This window comes from Corynebacterium cystitidis (assembly GCF_900187295.1).
Lineage (GTDB): Bacteria > Actinomycetota > Actinomycetes > Mycobacteriales > Mycobacteriaceae > Corynebacterium > Corynebacterium cystitidis.
Window position 1 is genome coordinate 1531427 of sequence record NZ_LT906473.1, and the last position, 21420, is coordinate 1552846.

The 21420-nt window shown below is 57.3% G+C and carries 24 protein-coding genes and 3 pseudogenes; 18 read left to right on the plus strand and 9 right to left on the minus strand.

From position 1 onward, the window contains the following. Positions 1–27 precede the first annotated feature (27 nt). A complete protein-coding gene (locus CKV99_RS07160) occupies positions 28–432 on the plus strand; it encodes a TOBE domain-containing protein (RefSeq protein ID WP_092256860.1) in 405 nt (134 codons plus the stop codon). 107 nt (positions 433–539) lie between these two features. Further along, positions 540–923: a hypothetical protein gene (locus CKV99_RS07165; RefSeq protein WP_177178098.1), complete on the plus strand. Its 384-nt coding sequence runs from the start codon at positions 540–542 to the stop codon at positions 921–923. Here the strand turns inward: CKV99_RS07165 and CKV99_RS07170 are convergent. Next, the gene (locus CKV99_RS07170) at positions 915–1079 is read right to left on the minus strand and encodes a hypothetical protein (RefSeq protein ID WP_177178096.1); all 165 of its coding nucleotides are present in this window, start codon (positions 1077–1079) and stop codon (positions 915–917) included. The genes CKV99_RS07165 and CKV99_RS07170 overlap by 9 nt on opposite strands. A gap of 10 nt (positions 1080–1089) precedes the next feature. Between CKV99_RS07170 and CKV99_RS07175 the strand changes: the two are divergent. Continuing rightward, positions 1090–1614, plus strand: a pseudogene (locus CKV99_RS07175) (hypothetical protein); the annotation flags it as partial. A gap of 285 nt (positions 1615–1899) precedes the next feature. Beyond that, positions 1900–2172 (plus strand): hypothetical protein, encoded by a 273-nt coding sequence (locus CKV99_RS07185; RefSeq protein ID WP_177178097.1) that lies wholly within the window; start codon positions 1900–1902, stop codon positions 2170–2172. Here the strand turns inward: CKV99_RS07185 and CKV99_RS14480 are convergent. Next, positions 2161–2499: a cation diffusion facilitator family transporter gene (locus CKV99_RS14480; RefSeq protein ID WP_169872583.1), complete on the minus strand. Its 339-nt coding sequence runs from the start codon at positions 2497–2499 to the stop codon at positions 2161–2163. The genes CKV99_RS07185 and CKV99_RS14480 overlap by 12 nt on opposite strands. A 31-nt stretch (positions 2500–2530) precedes the next feature. Between CKV99_RS14480 and CKV99_RS07190 the strand changes: the two genes are divergently transcribed. Continuing rightward, a complete protein-coding gene (locus CKV99_RS07190; protein ID WP_231909974.1) occupies positions 2531–3316 on the plus strand; it encodes a spermidine synthase in 786 nt (261 codons plus the stop codon). On the opposite strand, the gene CKV99_RS07195 is transcribed toward CKV99_RS07190, so the two are convergent. After that, positions 3313–3819, minus strand: a complete 507-nt coding sequence (locus CKV99_RS07195) for a 2'-5' RNA ligase family protein (RefSeq protein WP_092256852.1) — start codon at positions 3817–3819, stop codon at positions 3313–3315. The genes CKV99_RS07190 and CKV99_RS07195 overlap by 4 nt on opposite strands. Positions 3820–3861: 42 nt before the next feature. Between CKV99_RS07195 and CKV99_RS07200 the strand changes: the two genes are divergently transcribed. Genes CKV99_RS07200 through CKV99_RS07210 form a run of 3 tightly spaced genes read left to right on the plus strand, consistent with a single transcriptional unit; the run spans position 3862 to position 7145 of the window. Beyond that, positions 3862–5268 (plus strand): cryptochrome/photolyase family protein, encoded by a 1407-nt coding sequence (locus tag CKV99_RS07200; protein ID WP_092256849.1) that lies wholly within the window; start codon positions 3862–3864, stop codon positions 5266–5268. 48 nt (positions 5269–5316) lie between these two features. Next, on the plus strand, positions 5317–6879 hold the full coding sequence (locus CKV99_RS07205) for a DNA/RNA non-specific endonuclease (protein WP_157728391.1): 1563 nt from the start codon (positions 5317–5319) through the stop codon (positions 6877–6879). Continuing rightward, entirely contained in the window at positions 6876–7145 is a 270-nt protein-coding gene (locus CKV99_RS07210; RefSeq protein WP_092256844.1) for a hypothetical protein, read from the plus strand. Before CKV99_RS07205 ends, CKV99_RS07210 begins: the two co-directional genes overlap by 4 nt. 193 nt (positions 7146–7338) lie before the next feature. Here the strand turns inward: CKV99_RS07210 and CKV99_RS07215 are convergent, their stop codons facing one another. The 3 genes from CKV99_RS07215 to ychF are packed head-to-tail and all read right to left on the minus strand — an operon-like array spanning position 7339 to position 9054. After that, complete coding sequence (locus tag CKV99_RS07215; RefSeq protein WP_092256841.1) at positions 7339–7638, minus strand: HigA family addiction module antitoxin; 300 nt, start codon at positions 7636–7638, stop codon at positions 7339–7341. Between the two features lie 8 nt (positions 7639–7646). Continuing rightward, complete coding sequence (locus CKV99_RS07220; RefSeq protein WP_092256838.1) at positions 7647–7928, minus strand: type II toxin-antitoxin system RelE/ParE family toxin; 282 nt, start codon at positions 7926–7928, stop codon at positions 7647–7649. Positions 7929–7968: 40 nt separating this feature from the next. Then, positions 7969–9054, minus strand: a complete 1086-nt coding sequence (ychF, locus tag CKV99_RS07225; protein ID WP_092256835.1) for a redox-regulated ATPase YchF — start codon at positions 9052–9054, stop codon at positions 7969–7971. Positions 9055–9103: 49 nt separating this feature from the next. Here ychF and CKV99_RS07230 point away from each other — a divergent pair, with 49 nt between their 5' ends. Genes CKV99_RS07230 through CKV99_RS07240 form a run of 3 tightly spaced genes read left to right on the plus strand, consistent with a single transcriptional unit; the run spans position 9104 to position 12462 of the window. Beyond that, positions 9104–10597, plus strand: a complete 1494-nt coding sequence (locus tag CKV99_RS07230) for an AI-2E family transporter (protein WP_408607533.1) — start codon at positions 9104–9106, stop codon at positions 10595–10597. 29 nt (positions 10598–10626) lie between these two features. After that, positions 10627–11721, plus strand: a complete 1095-nt coding sequence (locus CKV99_RS07235) for a DNA recombination protein RmuC (RefSeq protein WP_092257327.1) — start codon at positions 10627–10629, stop codon at positions 11719–11721. Positions 11722–11763: 42 nt separating this feature from the next. Then, the gene (locus tag CKV99_RS07240) at positions 11764–12462 is read left to right on the plus strand and encodes a DUF6542 domain-containing protein (protein ID WP_231909976.1); all 699 of its coding nucleotides are present in this window, start codon (positions 11764–11766) and stop codon (positions 12460–12462) included. Between the two features lie 21 nt (positions 12463–12483). Here the strand turns inward: CKV99_RS07240 and CKV99_RS07245 are convergent, their stop codons facing one another. After that, entirely contained in the window at positions 12484–13452 is a 969-nt protein-coding gene (locus tag CKV99_RS07245) for a 4-hydroxy-3-methylbut-2-enyl diphosphate reductase (RefSeq protein ID WP_092256827.1), read from the minus strand. A gap of 128 nt (positions 13453–13580) precedes the next feature. On the opposite strand from CKV99_RS07245, the gene xseA reads away from it, so the two are divergent. Both xseA and CKV99_RS07255 read left to right on the plus strand, forming a co-directional pair. Further along, entirely contained in the window at positions 13581–14861 is a 1281-nt protein-coding gene (xseA, locus tag CKV99_RS07250; RefSeq protein WP_092256825.1) for an exodeoxyribonuclease VII large subunit, read from the plus strand. Positions 14862–14893: 32 nt separating this feature from the next. Then, positions 14894–15157 carry an exodeoxyribonuclease VII small subunit gene (locus tag CKV99_RS07255; RefSeq protein ID WP_092256822.1) on the plus strand — a complete coding sequence of 88 codons (264 nt, stop codon included), beginning with the start codon at positions 14894–14896 and terminating at the stop codon, positions 15155–15157. A gap of 6 nt (positions 15158–15163) precedes the next feature. Here the strand turns inward: CKV99_RS07255 and CKV99_RS07260 are convergent, their stop codons facing one another. Further along, positions 15164–15742: a DUF4245 domain-containing protein gene (locus CKV99_RS07260; RefSeq protein WP_169872613.1), complete on the minus strand. Its 579-nt coding sequence runs from the start codon at positions 15740–15742 to the stop codon at positions 15164–15166. A gap of 231 nt (positions 15743–15973) precedes the next feature. Between CKV99_RS07260 and glpX the strand changes: the two genes are divergently transcribed. The 3 genes from glpX to CKV99_RS07275 all read left to right on the plus strand — a co-directional run bounded on the left by glpX (position 15974) and on the right by CKV99_RS07275 (position 18858). Beyond that, the gene (gene glpX, locus CKV99_RS07265; protein ID WP_092256820.1) at positions 15974–16987 is read left to right on the plus strand and encodes a class II fructose-bisphosphatase; all 1014 of its coding nucleotides are present in this window, start codon (positions 15974–15976) and stop codon (positions 16985–16987) included. A gap of 57 nt (positions 16988–17044) precedes the next feature. Next, entirely contained in the window at positions 17045–18445 is a 1401-nt protein-coding gene (locus CKV99_RS07270) for a class II fumarate hydratase (RefSeq protein ID WP_092256817.1), read from the plus strand. Positions 18446–18510: 65 nt separating this feature from the next. Beyond that, positions 18511–18858 carry a hypothetical protein gene (locus CKV99_RS07275; protein WP_197697174.1) on the plus strand — a complete coding sequence of 116 codons (348 nt, stop codon included), beginning with the start codon at positions 18511–18513 and terminating at the stop codon, positions 18856–18858. Here the strand turns inward: CKV99_RS07275 and CKV99_RS07280 are convergent. Next, positions 18833–19789 (minus strand): annotated as a pseudogene (locus CKV99_RS07280) (IS1634 family transposase); the annotation flags it as partial. The gene CKV99_RS07275 and the pseudogene CKV99_RS07280 sit on opposite strands and share 26 nt — an antisense overlap. On the opposite strand from CKV99_RS07280, the pseudogene CKV99_RS14255 reads away from it, so the two are divergent. Beyond that, positions 19770–19988, plus strand: a pseudogene (locus CKV99_RS14255) (IS256 family transposase); the annotation flags it as partial. The pseudogenes CKV99_RS07280 and CKV99_RS14255 overlap by 20 nt on opposite strands. A 70-nt stretch (positions 19989–20058) precedes the next feature. Then, positions 20059–21393, plus strand: a complete 1335-nt coding sequence (locus tag CKV99_RS07285) for an IS256 family transposase (RefSeq protein WP_197697175.1) — start codon at positions 20059–20061, stop codon at positions 21391–21393. Positions 21394–21420 lie beyond the last annotated feature (27 nt).

Genomic DNA, 21420 nt, shown 5'->3' on the forward strand with positions numbered 1-21420 from the left:
AAGTGTCCTAGCGTATATGGTGAGGTTATGGCGACGATCAGGATCAGTACCGCAGCCCACCTGTTGGGTGTCTCCGACGACACGGTCCGGCGCTGGATCGCTCTCGGGCGGCTGAGTGCGGGCAAAGACGAGTCCGGCCGCAGCGTGGTCGATGGTGCACAGCTAGCGATTGTGGCCCAAGAGATCGCCGAGGAAAAAGACCTCGACGCGTTGGATGCTGGCGCAGCCAAGCGCTCAGCGCGCAATCATCTCACTGGCCTGGTTACCAATGTGATCTCCGATCCGGTGATGAGCCAAGTCGAGTTAATGTGCGGCCCGTTCCGTGTGGTTTCGCTGATCTCTACGGAAGCCGTGCGCGAACTCGATCTTGAAGTTGGGTCGATGGCCACCGCCGTGATCAAATCCACCAACGTTAGTATTGAAGGCATGTAGGGATCGCTCGTCGTCGAGTGGCTCGATGGGCTCGGCCGAATTAGTTCCTGCGCTAAGAACAGCAAGCCACGTGCACCACCACTGATGAAAAACATACCCTGTGGCTTATGACTACATCGAAGGAAGTACCGGAGCGTACCGAGGATGGCCGCTACATCATCGTTGATGGCAAGAAGTGGCGCGCCTCAGATCCCTCCATCCCAGAAAACCTGCGCCAACAGCTGGTTAATGAAATGATGGACGCCCGCCGCCTGGTAAAAACCAACCCGGATGCTGCCCGCCCGCGGGTCCAGGATGCCAAGGTTGCCCTCGGTGAACGCGGCGAAGCCTGGTGGGAACCTACTGATGAAGGTCAGCGGGAACGCCTAGCTGCCACGATCCGTGCGCTGCTTCGCCGTCGCGACGGCAAGACAATCTGCCTCAGCGAGGCCACACGCGTAGTCGACATCACACAGGCGAAAGGGCCGATCCGGCTGGGTGCTTTACACTAAAGGCCAGGGGTACGGGTATTCGCTTGAAGGCTGGGGCAGCCACGGCAAACGGGAAATCCGGCTGGCGCGGCGTTTCAGGGCTGCCGTTTCGGCGTCGGTGAGCAGTTCTGCGAGTTCGGTTGGGATGTCGTCGATAAGTGTTTCGACCTGCGCCACCCACTCGGCGGGGAGGTCCGTGCCGGCGAAATCCCAGATAACGGCCTTGGCCCTACACCACCTGATTTCCACCAAGTTCCGGGGCGATGAGCTAGCCTTGATCAGCTTCGGCCGCTACGCCAAGACAATGGAGATTGAGCAGCTCACTGCCCTGCCACCGGTTCACGAGCGGCGAACGAATCTGCACCACGGGCTCATGCTGGCGCAGCAGTTCTTCGCCCGCAACAACACGATGCGCCCCACCCTGCTGGTGGTCACTGATGGCGAACCCACCGCCCACCTTGAGCCGTGGGGTGAGGCCTGGTTCAACTGGCCAACCCATCCAGCCACCTTGAGCAAAACAGTCACAGAGCTAGACACAGTGACCCGGCGCGGCACGCACACCACGTTCTTCCAGCTCGGCCATGACCCAGGGCTCACACAGTTTCTCCAGCAGTTAGATGACCGGTTTGACGGCAAGCTGGTAATTCCTGAGTTGGAGGAACTCGGCTCGGCAGTTCTCAGCGAATATCTGCGCTCCCGAGGCCAGTGGTGAAAATACCAGAAAGCCCTTGACCCACCGCATGATTCCAAGTTAACTTGGAATCATGCGTTCGCCTATAATCTCCAAATCTGCACTCAAGCATGGAATTGAGGAAGGTGACATACTCCATGCATACCGCAATCCGATAAGGGTCTGGGTTATGAAGAATGATTTCACCATGGTCCTTGGGCCAGATTCAAGCGCGAACCTTTTAGAAGTCGGATTTATTAATTCTAAAGATCAAGACGTAATTGTCCATGCGATGTCCGCCCGTCCAAAATTTTTGAGGTGATAATAATGCCACGTTCTATTGAAGATATTCTTGCCCATGCTGATGAATTAGCTCGTCGCTTCGAGGAGTACACACCGTCCCCAGAAGATGAACTAGACAGCTGCGCTGTCGAAGCTCTGCGGGAGGCCGTTTACGATCGTTCGCTTGCAGAGAAGAAGATCCTCGCCGCAATCCAAAACGCCCGAAATTCGGGTTTCACTTGGGAGACTATTGGAACTTTCGTAGGGACCAGCGGGGAGGCTGCCCGCCAACGATATGCGCGGCATCTAGCTTCCTGACTGTTCTATCTGCACACACTGGGCTAGCCTGCACGCACCTCGACTGTGATGCCGTCGATGTTGGAAGCGACATCGCGCACGGACTCGCTCAACTGCCTCTACCCCATCAACACCAGCGACAGCGCTTTTAAGGGCATGCATTGCTTGAGGGTCCACGCCGTCGAGGATGCGTCGCACCACAAGTGCCAAGGAGTTGATCATGGTCATTGTGATCACTGCGGCAATCAGCAAACCGGCAATCGCGTCGGCACGCTCGAAACCGAGCCACACACCGATCACACCGACTACCACGGCGATTGAGCTGAGGCCGTCGGCACGCGCATGCACTCAGCCTACCGGCGGTACACTGTGTCCCACCATGCCAAAACCGCACAAGCCGCGCCGGATGAAAAAGCGCATCACCGGTGAGTACCTGATCGACACCGGCACCGCCCGCATTGTTGCCGACCCCGTCCGCGACGGCTCCTACGTCCTTGAGCTCAACGACGTCCCCTCCTCCCAAATCATCCTGGGTGCCCCGCGCGTTCTTGTTTTTCCGTACATGCGCTGGATTGCTGCTGCCATCGACCCGCTGCTGGACAAGCGCCCGCTGGCACACGTGGTCCACCTGGGTGGGGCTGGGTGTGCGCTGCCGTCCTATGTGGCCGATAAGTACCACGCCACACGCAACACTGTGGTGGAGTATGACGCAGCTGTGGCAGACCTGGTGCGCTGGGCTTTTGAGCTTAACGACGACCTCCTGTTTAAGATCACCGATGCCCGCCAGGCAATAGAAGAGATGCTTGACAACGAGGCCGACGTGATCATCCGCGACGTGTTTGCAGGGCCGGATCCGCCCCGCCACGTGCGCACCATCGAATTCTTCCGTGAGGTACGCCGCGTGCTAGCTCCGAGCGGTGTATACATTGCGAATGTCGGCGACTACGCCGAGTTACCAAATGCACGTGAGGATCTTGCCAGCATGCTCGAGGTTTTCGACTTTGTCGGCGCAATTGGCCCACGCGACATGCTTGACGGCCGCGCCTACGGCAATATCGTGCTGTGGGGGTCCGACCAACCGCTGAACTACGTTGGCGCGGAGTCTTCGCGCGGTAAAGAGTGGGCCCGCGAGCTGACAAACGGTACCCAACCGCTGCGGGACTAGCGGTGCTCGTCGGCAAGCTCCGTGAGCTTTTGGAACCGGGGCTGCCACAGCACCGCCCTGTGCCCCACTAGCTCTTTGAAGTGGCCGGAGGTCTCGTCGTCAAGTGCTGCGATATAGTCGGGCACAAGCCCACGCGGAATGCGCAAACCCACGGTCAGATGTGGCACCCAGCGCGCACCGTGGCCCTCGGGGTTCAGGGCGCTGAGCTCACGCGTGGCTGCTTCTAGCTCTTCGCTGGCCTCAAGCAGCCAGCACACCGTTTGTTTGGATTTTATGCCGAACACCACCACCCCGGCGCGCCGCAACGTCGCCGGCATCAGCGGTGGCAGTAACTCACGAGCCCGTTGCACCACCTCCGGTGCCATCTGCTTGGCAAAAGTGATGGTGATGTGTGGAGTTTGGTTCTGTTTGGGCAAGCCGCGTGCCTCCAACGCGGCGAATACCTCGCGCACATAGGCTTCTTGATCCTCCAGCAGGCGCAGCAAAATATTGTCGGGAGACATAGGCCCCACTGTAGTGACCCGCCCCGGCTACACTTGACCCCTATGACAACGCTTGTGTGGTTCCGGGACGATCTACGCACACACGACCACGAAGCGCTCACCGCCGCGTGTGCCGACGGCCCTGTGGTGGCAGTGTGGGTCCGCGAAGAACCCGCGCTTCACGACGGCACCATCGACAGCCCAACTACACTGGCCCGGCTGGGCCCGCGCCCACTGGGTGCCGCGACACGCTGGTGGTACCACCGCAGCCTTGACATCCTGCAGAATAATCTGCGCGAGCTGGGCATCCGGTTGCTCTTTGCCCGCGGGGATGCCCGCGAGATTATCCCCGCCCTCACCCGCGAGTTGCAGGTGGATACGGTGCGCTGGTCTCGTCGATACGCGTGGTCCTCGCGCATGCTCGACGCCGAGATCAAAACTGCCCTCAAAAACCAGGGCATAGCAGCCCAAAGCCACCGCGGTGCGCTGCTTGTAGAACCATTCGACATTGCCCCGGCTAGCAGCACCTACTACCAGGTATTCACCCCGTTTTACCGGGCAGCCAGCCAGATGGGCGTCGATCAGCCCCTGCCTGCACCCCGCACGCGTCATGACGATGTGCCCCTCTCCGCCACCACCGTGACCTGCACTTTCGAGGAACTAGAGCTACTCGACACTGATCCCGCGTGGTGGGAAAACACCGTAGCCAAACACTGGTCACCAGGTGAACGCTCCGCGCGTGAACGCCTCGACGATATGGAGGTGTGGCTGCCGGACTACCGCACCACCCGCGATGACCCCAACGATGCCAACTCCACCAGCCAGCTCTCCCCCTACCTACGCGCCGGGAATATATCGCCGCGTGAAGTTCTGCGTGTGGCCGACGAACTCGCCGATGTCGGCGAGGTTCCCAGCGACGACGCCTCTGCGTTCGTGCGCCAACTGTACTGGCGCGAATTTTCCTGGCACCTGCTTTACCACCAGCCCCACATGGAGACCCAACCACTCAAAGAGCAGTTCCGCACCTTCCCCTACCAGCCCGATGCGCACGTGCTCGACGCGTGGCAGCGTGGGCGCACCGGGATTGCACTCGTTGATGCCGGCATGATGCAGCTGTGGCACACCGGCTGGATGCACAACCGAGTACGGATGGTGGTGGCCTCACTGCTGAGCAAGAATCTGCTGCAGCCATGGTGGGATGGTGAAGCCTGGTTCTGGGACACGCTTGTCGACGCTGACGAGGCCAACAATCCTGTGTCGTGGCAGTGGGTCGCCGGGTGTGGTGCGGATGCGTCCCCCTACTTCCGCATTTTCAACCCAGAACTGCAACAGAAGAAATTCGACCCGGACGGCAGGTACGTTACCCGGTGGCTCGCTGAACAAGACGGGTTACCTGTGGCCCCAATTGTGGATCTGAAAGAGTCGCGCCGTGAGGCTTTGGCCGCTTATGAGCAAACCAAGAGCAGCTAGCCAGGGTTCACCATGCACGTACATGTCTGAACATGCACAATGGCGTACATGGCTTTTAGCACCCACCCAAAGTACCGAGCCTGGATCCGCCGCCACGGCCGCCACTATCTCAAGGACCCGAACATCACCTCGGTGGGCGTGGGCTACAAGATTGTAGGTGGCAAGCGTTCCGACGAAATCTGCATCCAGTTCACTGTCAAACGCAAGTGGGACGAGTCTCACCTCGAGCACGTCTCCACCCACATTCCCGAGCACGTTGAGCACGACGGTGTGCAAATCATTACCGATGTCGTCGAACGCACCTACGAGCTGGCCTACCAGGTTGTTCCCGAAGCCTTCAATGATCACCGCCGCAGCTACCAGGACCCGATCCGGCCGGGTATCAGTATCTCACACCCTCTGGTTTCCGCTGGCACTCTCGGCGCGATCGTTTATGACAAGGCCACCGGCAAGCCCGCAGCCTTGTCGAATTGGCACGTTCTGCACGGCCCCGATGGCTCCATTGGCGACGTCGCCCTCCAACCCGGCACCCATGACGACAATAGTAACGCCGACAACCGGTTCGGCACGCTGCTCAGCTCCCACATCGGTGCCGCTGGCGACGGTGCGCTTGCCAGCATCGACTCGCGTGATGTCACCACTGACATTCTGGATCTTGACGTCACCCCCACTGAGATCGCCGACCCCGAACTCGGTGACCAAGTAGTCAAGTCTGGTCGCACCACAGGCGTGTCGCACGGGGTGGTCACGCGAATAGACACGCTGGTCAGCATCGATTATGGCGATGGGGTCGGCGAGCAAACCATCGGATGTTTCGAGATCGAACCGGACCCCCGCCGCGACGACGAGACCAACCACCTCTCCGACGGCGGCGATTCTGGCGCCACCTGGTTGTTCAAAACAGGCAACGGCCGCCCCGCCCCGATCATGGGTGGCCTCCACTTCGCAGGCTCCGACACTCCCGATACCGAAACAGCACTCGCGTGCTACGCCTCGTCGATACGCGACAAGCTTGGTTTCACACTGGCCTCCGCCGTCGCGGAAAAGTCCCGCGGCTTCGACCCACACTTCCTGTCCACTCCAGTGGACGTGCCCGGCATGAGCCAGGAGCTTAACGACGACGCCGTGGTCCTCAACGGCTCTACCACGATCGACTACACTCACTTCTCGCTGGCGCAATCACGCGAGCGGAAATTTGCGCGCTGGGTGGCATGGAATATTGACGGCGGACGCATGAAGAAACTAGGCCGCAAAGGCATCAAATTCCGCTACGATGACCGCTTCGACCACGCCCTGCAGGCTGGCAACGACCTGTATAAGGACAACGATCTTGACCGCGGCCATATCGCCCGGCGCGCTGACCTGACGTGGGGCCCGCAGGAAGAGGCAGCACAAGCCAACCGTGATTCTTTTACCTACACCAATATTGCCCCGCAGATGAACACATTTAACCAGTCCGGTCGCGGCGGTGTGTGGGGCCAACTCGAAGACGCAGTCTACGTCGAGGTCCAAGTCGATGACCTGCGCGTTTCTGTGATTGGCGGGCCGGTGTTTAAAGACACCGACCGGAAATACCGTGGGTATCTGATTCCGCGCGAATTCTTCAAATGATCTATTACTGTGTCGGTGGCCAGTTGCGTGCGCAGGCATTTATTTTGTCGCAGAACTTGGCGAATCTTGAGGTACTAGACCTGCGTGAATTTGATACCTACCAGTTCACGTTGGCCGCGATCGGAGAGCAGACCGGGGTGACCTTCACCGCGGCGCCCACCGCCTCAAGCGCTGATTCGGGCACTGTCTCGGGCCTTGGCCCTGATCCGAAGCTGGAATCTGAGCGCGTGCGTGTGCTGCTCAGTGTCGACGACATCATTTGGTGATCGTTTGCCGTTCCTCCCGCTGGGTGTGGACTCACTACCGCTGAGTGTGGAAGTCACACTATGGAATTCTGCGAGTCGCTACGGAAAAAGGCTGCGACACGCCTAAAGCTGCATTGTGACTTCCACCCTCAGCGGCGGGACAGAGATGTCTGCTTCCGACCCTCAACTGACGCAGCCGATGTCTTCGCCACCATTAAGCCGTCCGAAGTGGTGATATCGCATCAAGCTGATCTGCGATCGCTTCGCCTTCAACCTCAAGGTCATAATGCGACTGTAAGTTGATCCAGAACTGCGCCGTCATCCCGAGGTATCGGCCCAGGCGTAAAGCTGTGTCGGCAGTAATACGCCGTTTTCCATGCACAATTTCATTAATGCGCCGTGGCGGAACACCGATTGCCACCGCGAGCTTATGCTGGGTGATCTGCAAGGGGTCGAGAAACTCCTCCATGAGGATCTCTCCGGGATGGATCGGCGGCAAAGTCTTAGTATCCATGTCGTCTCCTAGTGATAGTCGACGATCTCTACGTCACGTGGGCCCTCATCGGTCCAGACGAAGCAGATGCGCCATTGGCTATTAATTCTGATGCTGTGTTGTCCCACTCGGTCGCCGCTGAGCAACTCCAGTTGGTTACCTGGCGGCACCTTAAGCTCCTCCAGCTTCACTGCTGCGTTCAACACCAGGAGCTTGCTCAACGCCCGCCGCTGCAGACGCGTATCAATACGTTTGGGGCGTTGCCGCCTAAACAAACGTTCTGTGTCTTTATCAGCGAATGAGACAATCACGCGGCCATTATCCCACCCTTAACGCCATGCGTCAATAACGCTACACGTTAAATTTGAAGTCGCAGATGTCGCCGTCCTGCATCACGTAGTCCTTGCCCTCCATGCGCACCTTGCCCTTCGCGCGCGCCTCAGCGATGGAGCCCAGCTCGTCCAGATCTTCGAAAGACACGATCTCTGCCTTGATGAAGCCCTTCTCAAAGTCGGTGTGGATCACGCCAGCAGCCTGCGGGGCAGTGTCACCCTTGCGGATCTGCCACGCGCGTGCTTCTTTCGGCCCCGCAGTTAAATAGGTTTGCAGGCCGAGAGTCTCAAAACCGGCACGCGCCAAGGTTTGTAGGCCAGGCTCGTTTTGGCCTACAGATTCCAAGAGTTCGGCGGCGTCTTCGTCGTCAAGCTCAAGTAACTCGGTCTCGGTCTGTGCGTCTAGGAAAACTGCCTCCGCTGGGGCAACCAGCTCACGCAGCTCGGCTTTGCGGGAGTCATCGGTCAGCACTGCCTCATCGGAGTTGAACACGTAAAGGAACGGCTTAGCCGTCATTAAGTGCAGGTCGCGCAGCAGCTCCAAGTCGACTTCACCAGCCTTAGCCGCAGCAAACAGGGTCTTGTCGTCTTCCAACACGGCCTGGGCCTTCTTCGCCTCGTCGACCTGCGGGGCCACGTCCTTGTCCTTTTTGGCTTCCTTCTCCATGCGCGGCAGGGCCTTCTCGATGGTCTGCAGGTCCGCCAAGATCAGCTCGGTATTGATCACCGAGATGTCTTCTTTCGGATCCACCTCGCCATCAACGTGGACCACATTCTCATCAGAAAAGGCGCGTACAACCTGGCAGATTGCGTCAGCTTCGCGGATATTGGCTAAAAACTCATTGCCCATACCCTCGCCTTCAGAGGCGCCCTTAACAATGCCGGCGATGTCAACGAAAGACACAGTAGCTGGCAGGATACGCTCAGAACCGAAGATCTCGGCGAGACGGTTAAGGCGATCGTCGGGAAGCTCGACAACACCGACGTTTGGCTCAATGGTGGCGAAAGGGTAATTCGCGGCCAGTACGTCGTTACGCGTCAGGGCGTTAAAAAGGGTCGATTTACCAACATTGGGCAGTCCAACAATTCCAAGAGTAAGGCTCACAGCCGCTAATCCTAGCCCACATAAGAATTAATAACTCGAATAGGGCAAGATGGACTTCGTGACTACTTCAGGTATGACTCCCCGCGATCCAGAAGCCACCGATCAAGACGGTAGCCGTGATGAAGCACGTATCGACGAAGGCGCTACCGACGCGCGACCTGCCTCAGGGTCAACCATTGTCCGCGATGATGTCACAGAATCATTCTCCGACGAGCGTCCTGACCAGATCGACCGGTCCGTCGTAGTGAACTCGTGGCTGAAAACTGCGGCCATGTTCGCTTTGCGCTTACTGATCGTTGGCATCGCTTTATACGCGCTGTGGTACGTCCTGAAAACATTCTGGGGTGGCGTACTCCCAGTGATCTTGGCCGTGATTGTCTGCACGGTTCTTGCCCCGCCGACAACCTGGATGCGCAAGATCGGTATACCGTCCGCGTTAGGCTCCTTAATCTCGCTGCTTACTTTCTTCGCGGGATTGGGCCTGCTGGTCAGCATTATCGCTCCCGATATCGCATCGCACTCTCAGGTGCTGTACCTCCAGGCGGTTGAGGGCGTGCAACGCTTGCAGCTATGGGCTCAAGGCGAACCACTCAACCTGGATGGTGAGGATATTGAGCAGGTTGTCAACGACATCGCAAGCTGGTTCCAGGAGCAAGCCGGGACCATCGCTAGCGGAGTATTTGCCGGTATTTCAACGGCAACCTCCGCTGTCCTTACCCTCGTGGTTGTCCTCGTTCTCACCTTCTTCTTCCTCAAAGACGGACACAAATTCCTGCCGTGGCTCCGCGGCGCGTTAGGGCGCCGCGCTGGGCTTCACGCCACCGAGTTGCTCTCGCGTGCATGGACAAGCCTGGGTGGCTACATCCGCACCCAGGCGATCGTATCCTTCGTTGATGCAGCGTGCATTGGTATCGGCATTTGGATTGTGGGTGTCCCCATGGCCTTCACACTGGCCGTAATCACCTTCATCGCTGGGTTTATCCCGATTGTCGGTGCGGTCACTGCAGGTGCGCTGGCTGTGATTGTGGCCCTTGTGTCCCTGGGCCTTACCGAAGCCATCGTCGTGCTCATCATCATCCTGGCTGTGCAGCAGATTGAGGGCAACGTGTTGCAACCAATTCTGCAGTCTCGGGCAATGAACCTGCACGCCGTCATCATTTTGATTTCGGTCTCCGTCGGTGGCGGCCTTTTCGGCCTGGTTGGCGCGTTTCTCGCGGTTCCTTTCGCGGCGATGGTCGCTGTCGTGTTCCGCTATTTCCAGGACATGACCGCGCTGCACGCTGGCGAAAAGGAAGCTAAAGAGATTGAATTTGTCACCGATGAAGGCATGTTGATCGGCGAAATTTCAGAACGCGAAAGTGAGCAGCAACGCCGTATCTGGCGCGAAGAGCTTGGCTGGGCACCGGAAAATGTTCCTGAGTCCAGCGTGCCGGAGGTAGGCTCACCACACGACGAGAAGTCTCGCCGATCCCGCATCAACACACAGATTTCATCTCGCGCAATGGCACAAATTTTCGAGAAAATTAAACGCCGCTCGAGGTAATGTCGCTGGCATGTGGCACCATGCAAAGCATGACTGCCATCGGTTCACTCTTCCTCGCCCTCCTACTTGGACTGCTCCTCGGGGTTATCGTGGGCTACCTATATCGGGGCCAGAAGAACACTCCGGCCCCTGCCCCGCCTCCTGCCCCACAACAACCCGCACTGGATGTGGCGCCACTCATCCGCGAGCTAGAGAAGCTGACACAGCAGATTGATGAGATGGATGAAGACCGCGCGGTAGCATACTCTGCCATCGCCAGCCAAGTGCAAGCCATAACGCGCACCTCTACCCGCCTGTCAGACCGCACAGACCAGCTGATTAACGCTCTGCGCTCCCCGCAGATCCGTGGTCGCTGGGGTGAGATTCAACTAGAGCGCGTTGTGGAACTTGGAGGGATGGTAGAGCACTGCGACTTTGATGTTCAGGTATCGGCGAACATCGATGGCAAGATTCTCCGCCCAGATTTACTGGTGCACCTGTCCGGCGGCCGCAACATCATCGTGGACGCGAAAGTGCCGTTTTCTTCCTACCTTGACGCATTGGATACCGAAGACCCTGAGGAAAAAGCCGGGTACCTTCGTCGTCACGCACATTTATTGCGCTCGCATATACACGCTTTGTCGTCCAAAGATTATATTTCCGCTTTCCAGACTACGCCGGAATTCGTTGTACTTTTCGTACCGGCAGATCCGTTTTTAGATGCCGCGTTGGAGCAGGATCCCGAGCTGTTGGACTACGCCTTCGAACGCGATGTAGTCATCGCCACCCCCACCACATTATTCGCCCTCCTGCGTACCGTTGGCATGGGGTGGCGCCATGAAGATATTTCGGAACGTGCGCGCGAAGTGCAGCGCTTGGGCGCAGAGCTGTACACCCGAATCAACACAATGGGTGAACACTACAACCGCGTGGGTGCCTCTCTGGAAAAAGCTGTGGATGCATATAACGCCACGCTCGCTTCTATGGATTCGCGCGTGATGGTGACGGCGCGCAAACTGGCAGAACTCGACATCCCCGTGCGCACCTCCCGGCGACCAGTCCAGCTCGAAACCTCAAACGCACCGGTTCGCAACGCCCCCACCCAGCGCGCGGACACTCGCTTTAAAGAAGAGACACAAGGTTAGTGACGCTTAACTTTCCCCTCCAGGCGGGTAGAGTTATTAGACGTGTCACACCAGTCGAGTCGGAGCAATCGTCGCGCGTCATCAACGTTTGACGGCATCCCTACATTTACAGCTGTAGGCATCATCGCAGCTGCCTTGTTTACCGGTTTGCTGATCAGCTGGAACACACACGCTGTGGGGTGGCCCTTCTACTTTCTGTTCGTGGTGGCCAGCATCGTCGCTCCCCTGCTAGTGAACCCGAAAGGTCTTTACCTTACTGTCGTGAGCATTCCGATTCTGTTCGGGTTTTTCATCGTGATAACAGGCTGGGTGGTTAATCGCTCCGACCTTCCCGAAGGTGGCGACCCTTTTTCCACCACCTCGCTGGTCTTCTCCGCCTATCCCCTTGTCCAGGGCTTTCCGACGCTCCTCGTAGGCCTGATAGGCGGGCTAGCCATCGCCGTTGTTCGGCTGTGGCTGCTAAGCCGCTACAACAAGCAGCTAGTTCATTCTCAGCAGTCTTGGCGTACACGTGCCGCTGAAGATAATCAACGCAACCGTCGTATCGCGCAACGCGCCCGCGCACGGTCCAACCAGGTCACAGTGCAGGAGCTGCTGGAGCGAAACTCCGCGCGCGGGCGCTCAACCGGATCCACCTCAACACGTAGGCGTAGGCCTGTAGAACGTTTAAACAAAGAAACACCCAGCTCCCGGACGCAGTCTCCACGTCGGTCGCTGAGAGATGATCGTGACGGTAGCTAAGTACGCTTTTAGGTGAGCGTTCTAGGTTCGTGCCGGCCGCAGTTCGCGCGGCAGTGCGAACTGAATAGTTTCAGTAGTAGTACGCACTTCGTCCACGCTGCTATATCCGCGTTCATCCAACCAGGCGATAACCTCACGTACGAGGATTTCTGGGACAGACGCGCCGGAGGTCACACCGACCGTCGTGACGCCCTCGAGCCAGGCCTCATCGATCTGATGCGCGTAATCAATGAGATATGCCTCATCTGCGCCCGCGTCCAACGCAACTTCAACCAGTCGCTTCGAGTTGGACGAATTCTGTGAACCCACAACAATCATGAGTTCAACTCGGTCCGCCATGGCCTTAACCGCACCCTGGCGGTTTTGCGTTGCGTAGCAAATATCGTCGCTTGGTGGGTCCTCCAGATTCGGGTACTTCTGGCGGAGTTTGGCCACAATCTCCAGCGTCTCATCAACCGACAACGTGGTTTGCGACAGCCATACGAGTTTCTGATCCTCCGGGAAGTCCGGAGCAGCGTCCACGCCCTCCAGGCCATCGACGAGGTGTGTCACCTCAGGGGCCTCACCTGCTGTGCCCTCAACCTCTTCGTGGCCTTCATGTCCAACCAGAAGGATCTGGTAACCATTACGGGCGAAGCGCTTCACCTCGTTGTGGACTTTTGTCACCAGCGGGCACGATGCATCAAGAGTGAGGAGACTACGCTGCCGAGCAGCCTCGCGCACCGCTGGGGAAACACCATGTGCGGAAAACACGAGGTGCGCCCCTTCGGGGACCTCATCAGTTTCGTCAACGAAGATCACGCCACGGTCCTGCAGCGTCTCAACAACGTATTTATTGTGGACAATTTCCTTGCGCACGTACACGGGAGCGCCATACTCATCTAAGGCTTTCTCGACGGTTTCGACGGCACGGTCGACCCCGGCGCAGTAGCCACGTGGCGCAGCCAACAGCACGTTCTTCACTGCGTCATCATTTTCTTTAGCACTCATGGAACCAAGCGTATCGAATCGGAGTCTAAAAAGACAGATAGATCACACTGCTACGGCATAGCAGGATAGAGCAGGATAGAGTAAGTGAGCCCGCCGAAACTGGGAAACGCAATGAGAGGTGGAACAAAGTGACGCAACCAGGTACTCAGCCAGGTAGTCAACCAGGCGCTAAACCGCCTGTTAGTACGTCCGAAACCCCATGGCCGGTGCGTAAAGTCAACACCACCGTGAAAGGGTGGATCGAACGTCTCGGTTGGCTGTGGGTGGAAGGTCAGCTCACCCAGATCAACATGAAGCCCAGTTGGAAGCTGTCCTACCTCACTTTGCGCGACACCGAAGAGCAAGTAAGCGTTCAATTGACATGCTCCACTGATTTACTGCGGTCTATGCCCACGCCTCTCCGTGATGGCGACCGCGTGGTGGTGCACGGCAAACCCGCCTTCTACGCTGGACGTGGATCGTTTTCCTTGTGGGTGAAGGAAATCCGCCACGTCGGCGAAGGCGAACTTTTGGCGCGCATTGAAGCGTTGCGTAAGCAGCTGGCCGCGGAGGGGCTTTTCGACGCCTCACGCAAACGTCCTCTGCCCTATCTTCCTACCAAAGTGGGGTTAATTACTGGGCGGGGCTCTGCTGCTGAACGCGACGTCATTTCTGTTGCCCAAACCCGCTGGCCGGCAGTCCAGTTCGAAGTGATTAATACTGCCGTGCAGGGTGCCAATGCGGTTCCCGAGGTTATTGCAGCCCTCCAGCGCCTCGACGCAAATCCCGCGGTAGATGTCATCATCATCGCTCGCGGTGGTGGCTCTGTGGAGGATCTTCTGCCCTTTTCTGAAGAAGCTTTACAACGCGCTGTTGCAGCGGCTGGCACGCCGGTAGTCTCCGCTATCGGTCACGAACCTGATAATCCAGTGTTGGATAATATCGCTGACGTGCGCGCCGCCACGCCCACGGACGCTGCCAAGCGGGTAGTTCCGGATGTTGCACAGGAGCGCGCGCTGATCGACGAAGCTCGCTCGCGCATAGCAGCTGCTCTCCGCGGGTGGGTGGAGCGTGAACGTCGCGGGCTGGCCAATGTTCGCTCACGCCCCGTTCTGGCAGATCCGTTAACCCCGATTCGCCAGCGCCGCGAGGAGCTTGATCGCGCAGTGGCGCTTATTCGGCGCGATATTTCCTATCTCCTAGGCCAGGAAACGTCCCGAATACACGCGCTTCGATCGCAGGTCTCAGCGCTGGGTCCCGCGGCAACTCTCGAGCGAGGCTACGCGGTGGTGCAGGTGCTGCCTCGCGATGGATCTGGCCCCGAGGTGGTCACTAGCATTGAGCAATCCCCACCAGGCTCCCAACTTCGGATCCGGGTTGGCGACGGTTCTATTAGTGCCGCGGGCATGGGCACAACCCCAGCAGATTAAGACACGCACACTTTCAACCTAAGGAGATCAGCATGGATAATTCCAACACCATCGGCACAGGCCAGGCAGGCGAAAACGCCTTCCCGGATGTTTCTACTCTTTCATACGAACAGGCTCGTGATGAGCTCGTCGAAACGGTGAAGATTCTGGAACTCGGACAGATGAGTCTTGATGAATCACTGAAGTACTGGGAGCGCGGGGAGGCTTTAGCGAAACGGTGCGAAGTGCTTCTCGACGGAGCCTCTCAGCGTGTCGAGCAAGCACTGCAGCAATCGCAGAGTGCCCAGGAAGAATAGCTGGTTTTAAGGGTTAGCCGTGTTGATCGGTTCGGTATTTATGGCTGTTTCAATGAGCTGCCGAAATTCCTCGTCTGACCCTGCACCGGTAAACAGCAGAACCGAGTCTCCCAAATCCACCGCCCGTAGATCACGAACATCGTCATACTCAGAGGTGTACAGCTCGACTTCATGGCCTGCGATCTCGGTTGTAGATTCCAGTTCGCGTGGGTCACTGTCGATGCCACGGACTGCGTCGTCTAGCTCTTGGCCTGTCTGCGTCATTGCAATATAACCTTCGTTGGGGGTCACCCACCCCACTATGGGTGCGGGCTCGTTGCCCACCCTGGAACGGCGTGCGGAGTTTGTCATCCAGCCTTCGCCCATCTCTGGGTAGCGGACGGGGAAGTTCATGCCCTGGGCTTCCATGTGTATAAACGTTTTCGCGTCTACTTCTTTGACGGGGCCGTTCTCGGGTGCTCCGGGGTTGAACGAGCACAATCCGGTGAATCCGACGGCGACGAACATCAATAGGAGCAAGACTCCCATGGAGATCATCATGTCGCGCCCGCCCTGGAAAATACGGGGTTTTTGTTCAGCAGCCACGGGGCTAAGTATGTCATGCAACAAGGACAAGACCTACCCCACCCCCGGTCTTGGGGGCAGAAACGAGATTCCCCGTGGAGTTTTACCGACGGAAACCTGATCTGCCCCTTTACGGGTGGGATTTTCCCACATGCCCGGATATAAAAGTGCAACAATGGAGGAGGCGCACGCGCCGATTTACCCCTTTTGGTACCACCTAAATGAATTTTCGCCTTGGGAGGCTGACTGCTGATGACCACCAAATCCCCGGAACGTCCGGATCGCAACCTGGCAATGGAACTCGTTCGTGTGACTGAGGCCGCTGCGCTGGCCTCCGGTCGCTGGGTGGGCCGTGGCCAGAAAAATGAAGGTGACGGCGCTGCAGTCGATGCTATGCGTCAGCTGATCAACTCCGTCAACATGGATGGTGTCATCGTGATTGGCGAGGGCGAAAAAGACGAGGCACCGATGCTTTATAACGGCGAGAAGGTCGGTAATGGCGAAGGCGCGCCCATGGACTTGGCGGTTGACCCTGTCGACGGCACCCGCCTGATGGCAGAAGGTCGCCCCAACGCTATTTCGGTGATCGCGGCTGCAGAGCGCGGGTCAATGTTCAACCCGAAAGACGCGTTCTACATGAACAAGATCGCTACTGGCCCAGAGGCTGCTGGCAAGATCGACATCACGGCACCAGTGAAGTACAACATCGACGTCGTTGCCAAAGCGAAGGGCGTCCACTCTTCCGAGGTCACCGTGGTTGTGCTTGATCGGCCTCGCCACACACAGCTGGTTAAGGACATCCGCGAAGCCGGCGCTAAGGTCCGCTTCATCATGGATGGTGACGTGGCAGGTGCCATCGCTACCGCCCAGGACAACAACTCGATCGACTTAGCGATGGGTGTCGGTGGCACACCAGAAGGGGTGATCACTGCGTGTGCGATGAAGTGTCTCGATGGCGAGATCCAGGGCATGCTTGCCCCGCAGAGCGACGAGGAACACGAGAAGGTTGTGGCTGCCGGCCATGACTTGAGCCGTGTGCTCACCAGCAAGGATCTTGTGACCTCGGACCACTGCTATTTCGCCGCGACGGGTGTGACCAACGGCGACATGCTGCGTGGTGTGTCCTACCGCTCCAATGGTGCCACTACACGTTCGCTAGTGATGCGTTCCAGGTCCGGAACCGTGCGCTATGTCGAGAGCCTGCACAAGCTGGCCAAACTGCAGGAATACTCCGTTGTGGACTACTCCGATCCGATCGAGAAATAAATCACTACGCTGAAACACGTAAACATCACTCCCCTACCTCAACTAAAGGATGGATTAATGACTGAGCAGGAATACCGCATCGAGAAAGACACCATGGGCGAAGTTAAGGTGCCCAAGGACGCGCTGTGGCGTGCACAAACACAGCGTGCGGTTGATAACTTCCCGATTTCTGGCCGTGGGTTGGAATCGGCCCAGATTCGCGCACTTGGTTTGCTCAAGGCAGCATGTGCACAGGTAAACAAAGATTCCGGCGCACTCGACGCCGAGAAAGCGGATGCGATTATCGCGGCGGCGAAGGAGATCGGCGAGAACAAGCACGACGAGTCCTTCCCCATCGACGTATTCCAAACCGGTTCCGGCACCTCTTCCAATATGAACACCAACGAGGTCATCGCGTCGTTGGCCGCACACAATGGTGTAGAAGTCCATCCGAATGACCATGTGAATATGGGCCAGTCTTCTAACGACACCTTCCCTACCGCTACCCACGTGGCTGCGGTCAACGAGGCTGTCAATGATCTCATCCCTGGCCTGAAGGTTCTGCATGAGTCCCTGAAGAATAAGGCGCAGGAGTTCTCTCAGGTGGTCAAGGCTGGCCGCACCCACTTGATGGATGCAACCCCTGTCACACTGGGCCAGGAGTTCGGTGGTTACGCCCGCCAGATCGAGCTTGGTATCGAGCGCGTCGAGGCTACTTTGCCACGTTTGGGTGAGCTCGCCATCGGTGGTACCGCTACCGGTACCGGATTGAACACCTCCGCCGATTTCGGCGCAAAGGTGACCGAGGAGCTTAAGAAGCTCACCGGGCTGGAGGACCTGAAGGAAGCTGAGAACCACTTCGAAGCTCAGGCTAACCGCGACGGTCTTGTTGAGTTCTCCGGTGCGATGCGCACGGTTGCGGTCTCTTTGTACAAGATCGCCAACGATATTCGCCTCATGGGCTCCGGCCCATTGACTGGTCTGGCGGAGATTCACCTGCAGGACTTGCAGCCTGGTTCTTCCATCATGCCGGGCAAGGTTAATCCTGTGCTCTGCGAGACCGCGACCCAGGTCTCTGCTCAGGTCATCGGCAACGACGCTGCCGTGGCTTTCGGTGGTTCCCAGGGCCAGTTCGAACTCAACGTCTTCATTCCGATGATGGCTCGTAATGTGCTTGAATCCGCTCGCCTGCTGGCCAACACCGCCCGCGTGTTCGCTGAGAAGTGCGTCGACGGCATCACCGCCAACGAAGAGCGCATGAAGCAGTTCGCTGAGTCCTCCACCTCGATTGTGACCCCGTTGAACTCTGCTATCGGCTATGAAAACGCGGCGAAGGCTGCAAAGCATGCTCTCAATGAGAAGATGACTGTCCGCGAGGCTGTTATTGATCTCGGCTTTGTCGACGGCGAGAACCTCACTGAGGAAGAGCTGGACAAGCGCCTCGATGTCTTGTCGATGGCCAACACTGATCGTGACTAAGCACTAGCTTTACCCGCCCCGGCGCCACCAGCGTTCTGTGGCACCGGGGCTTTTTAAGGTGTTGTATGACTGATTCATTTTCCCAGCTTGAGAAGTCCGGCGGTTCGAACCGGCTGGTGGTTGTCAGTGGCATCACTGTGCTCGTTGTGGCCTGTATCGCGGCCGTCGTCGCAGGTATTGTGGCTTTGAAGCGTGACGACGCTTCATCTGCCACTTCTGCACTACCAGAAACAGTGACCGTGACCGCCACCCCTCCGGAGCGTGACTTCGTCCCAGATAGCGCGCCTGTAGGAACCTTCGTCGGCACGCTCACGAGCGTGGAAGAAGACACAGCGGGCCGATCCTGGCAGGCTGTTGCAACATTTGGCCTGACTTACACAATTGGGTTTAGTCCCCCGGTTTGTGTTGGGTGAGGGTGTTGATTAGTTGTTGGTCTTTTGGTGTTATTGCGGGTGGGATGGTTATGCGGGTGTTGTTGATTTCGATTGTGCTGTGGCGGTAGGTGCTGAGGCGTTGGACTAGTTTCGGGGCGGTGGTGTTGGTGGTCAGGTAGATGTGTTTTGACAGGGCTAGGGCGGCGAAGACAACGGTGATGTGTGCGGTGATAGCGGTTTCGGTGTGGTGATACATTGGGCGGGCATCAAGGTCTGTTTTCGCCATTCGGAAGGCCTGCTCGATGTGGTAGAGCTGGTGATAAAACCCGATGATCTGACTGCCGTCTACCTGTTGGGCATCGATACTGGTGACGTAGCCTTTCCATCCTGCTAAAGCCTGGGCTTGAGCAAAGGTTTGTTCGTTGATGACAAACTGCCCGTTTTTCTTGGCCACAAATCTCGGTAGGCGTGCTGAGCGTTTCTTGGTGGCTATCTCGTGTGCTTTCTGGCGTTGTTTATCTAGCGAGCTGATGTCGTAGCGGTAGCGTTTGGCACTAAACCCGATCACCGCACGTCGCTGTATAGCCTGTGTACCTGTTCCCATTGTTTTGGTGGTTTCAACGATGGCACCATCATGAGCATCGATACTGTCCTCGTCATCGGGATCAAGTGTGATGTCGTAGGGCGCTTTTTTCAGCCGGTCAGCAACAATGTAGTCAATACCCTCGGCATCAAGTGCATCTAGGTTTTTTGCTGATAGCATCGCCGCGTCAGCAACAACGACGACACCAACAAGATCATGGGCTTGGATATAGGCGTTGATCATCGGGATCAATGTTGTTGTTTCGGCTGTTTTACCGTGAAAAAATTCCACGTGAAGCGGGATGGTGTCAGATGGTTTGTGTGTGGGATACCGATCCTGCATGAGGAGATGAACCACAATGACGACTATGACGCGACGTGATCCAGAGGATAAAGCTCGGATTGATGCTATTGAGGAGAAACTGCTTGCCAATCCTGAGGTAGCTAAAATCATCAAGGAGCTTGCAACCTCTACTACGGATGCCAATGAACTGGTCAGGGGCATGCTGCAAGCCTCGCTATCGGCAGCATTGCAGGCGGAAATGGATGTCCACCTCGGCTATCAGTCTGGTGACAGGGCAGCCAAAAACGATGGTGTCAGATGGTTTGTGTGTGGGATACCGATCCTGCATGAGGAGATGAACCACAATGACGACTATGACGCGACGTGATCCAGAGGATAAAGCTCGGATTGATGCTATTGAGGAGAAACTGCTTGCCAATCCTGAGGTAGCTAAAATCATCAAGGAGCTTGCAACCTCTACTACGGATGCCAATGAACTGGTCAGGGGCATGCTGCAAGCCTCGCTATCGGCAGCATTGCAGGCGGAAATGGATGTCCACCTCGGCTATCAGTCTGGTGACAGGGCAGCCAAAAACGCTGCTCGGGCTGATAACCACCGCAATGGCAGCTATCCAAAGACCGTGGATTCTAACTATGGGCCTGTCACCATTGATGTGCCCCGTGATCGGCAGGGGACGTTTGTTCCGACGATGGTGCCTAAAGGAGTACGTCGCCTGACCGATGTCGATGACATGATCGTTAGTTTGTATGCCGGTGGGATGACCATCCGTGATATCCAACACCACCTAGCCACAGCCTTGAAGATCGATGTGTCGCATGAGACGATCTCTGCGGTTACTGATGCAGTGCTCGACGAAGTACTGCAGTGGCAAAGCCGCCAGCTAGATGAGTTCTACCCCGTGGTGTTCCTCGATGCACTGCGTATCAAAGTCCGTGATGGTGGGCGAGTGGTCAACAAGTCTGCTTATCTGGCTATCGGGGTGGATATGGACGGTATTAAGCACATCCTGGGTATTTGGATTGCCAAAGAAGAAGGAGCCTCGTTCTGGGCACAGGTCTGTTCCCACCTGGCTAACCGGGGTGTTAAAGACGTTTTCATCGTGTGCTGTGATGGGTTGAAAGGCCTGCCAGAAGCAGTCGAAGCGACCTGGCCGAACTCGATGGTTCAAACCTGTATCGTCCACCTGATCAGGGCAGCCAACCGGTGGGTTGCGTACGGGGACCGTAAAGCAGTATCAGCGGCTTTAAAGCAGATCTACACCGCTGCTGATGAGGACCAGGCAGCGCAAGCGTTAGAACACTTTGCTGCAACTGAGCTGGGGCAGAAATATCCGCAATCAGTGAAAGTGTGGCGCGATGCGTGGGATCGGTTTATACCGTTTCTACAGTTCCCGCCAGCAGCGAGGAAGGTGATCTACACGACGAATTCGATTGAATCGTTTAACAATCAACTACGTAAAGCCACCCGTAATAGGGTGCAGTTCACTAACGATGAATCCGCAGTCAAGACGCTGTGGTTGATGATCTGCAATATCGAAGATCGCCGTGCCGCCAAACGAGCCAAAGAAGGCAAAAAGGTTGCTGCCACAGCCGGACGCCTCATAGAAGGTGCACGCGTGGCAGGGTGGAAACAAGCCATCAACCAAATGTCCGTAGCCTACCCCGACCGCTTCCAAAACTACCTATAAAATCAACCCCACACACAAACAACTTGA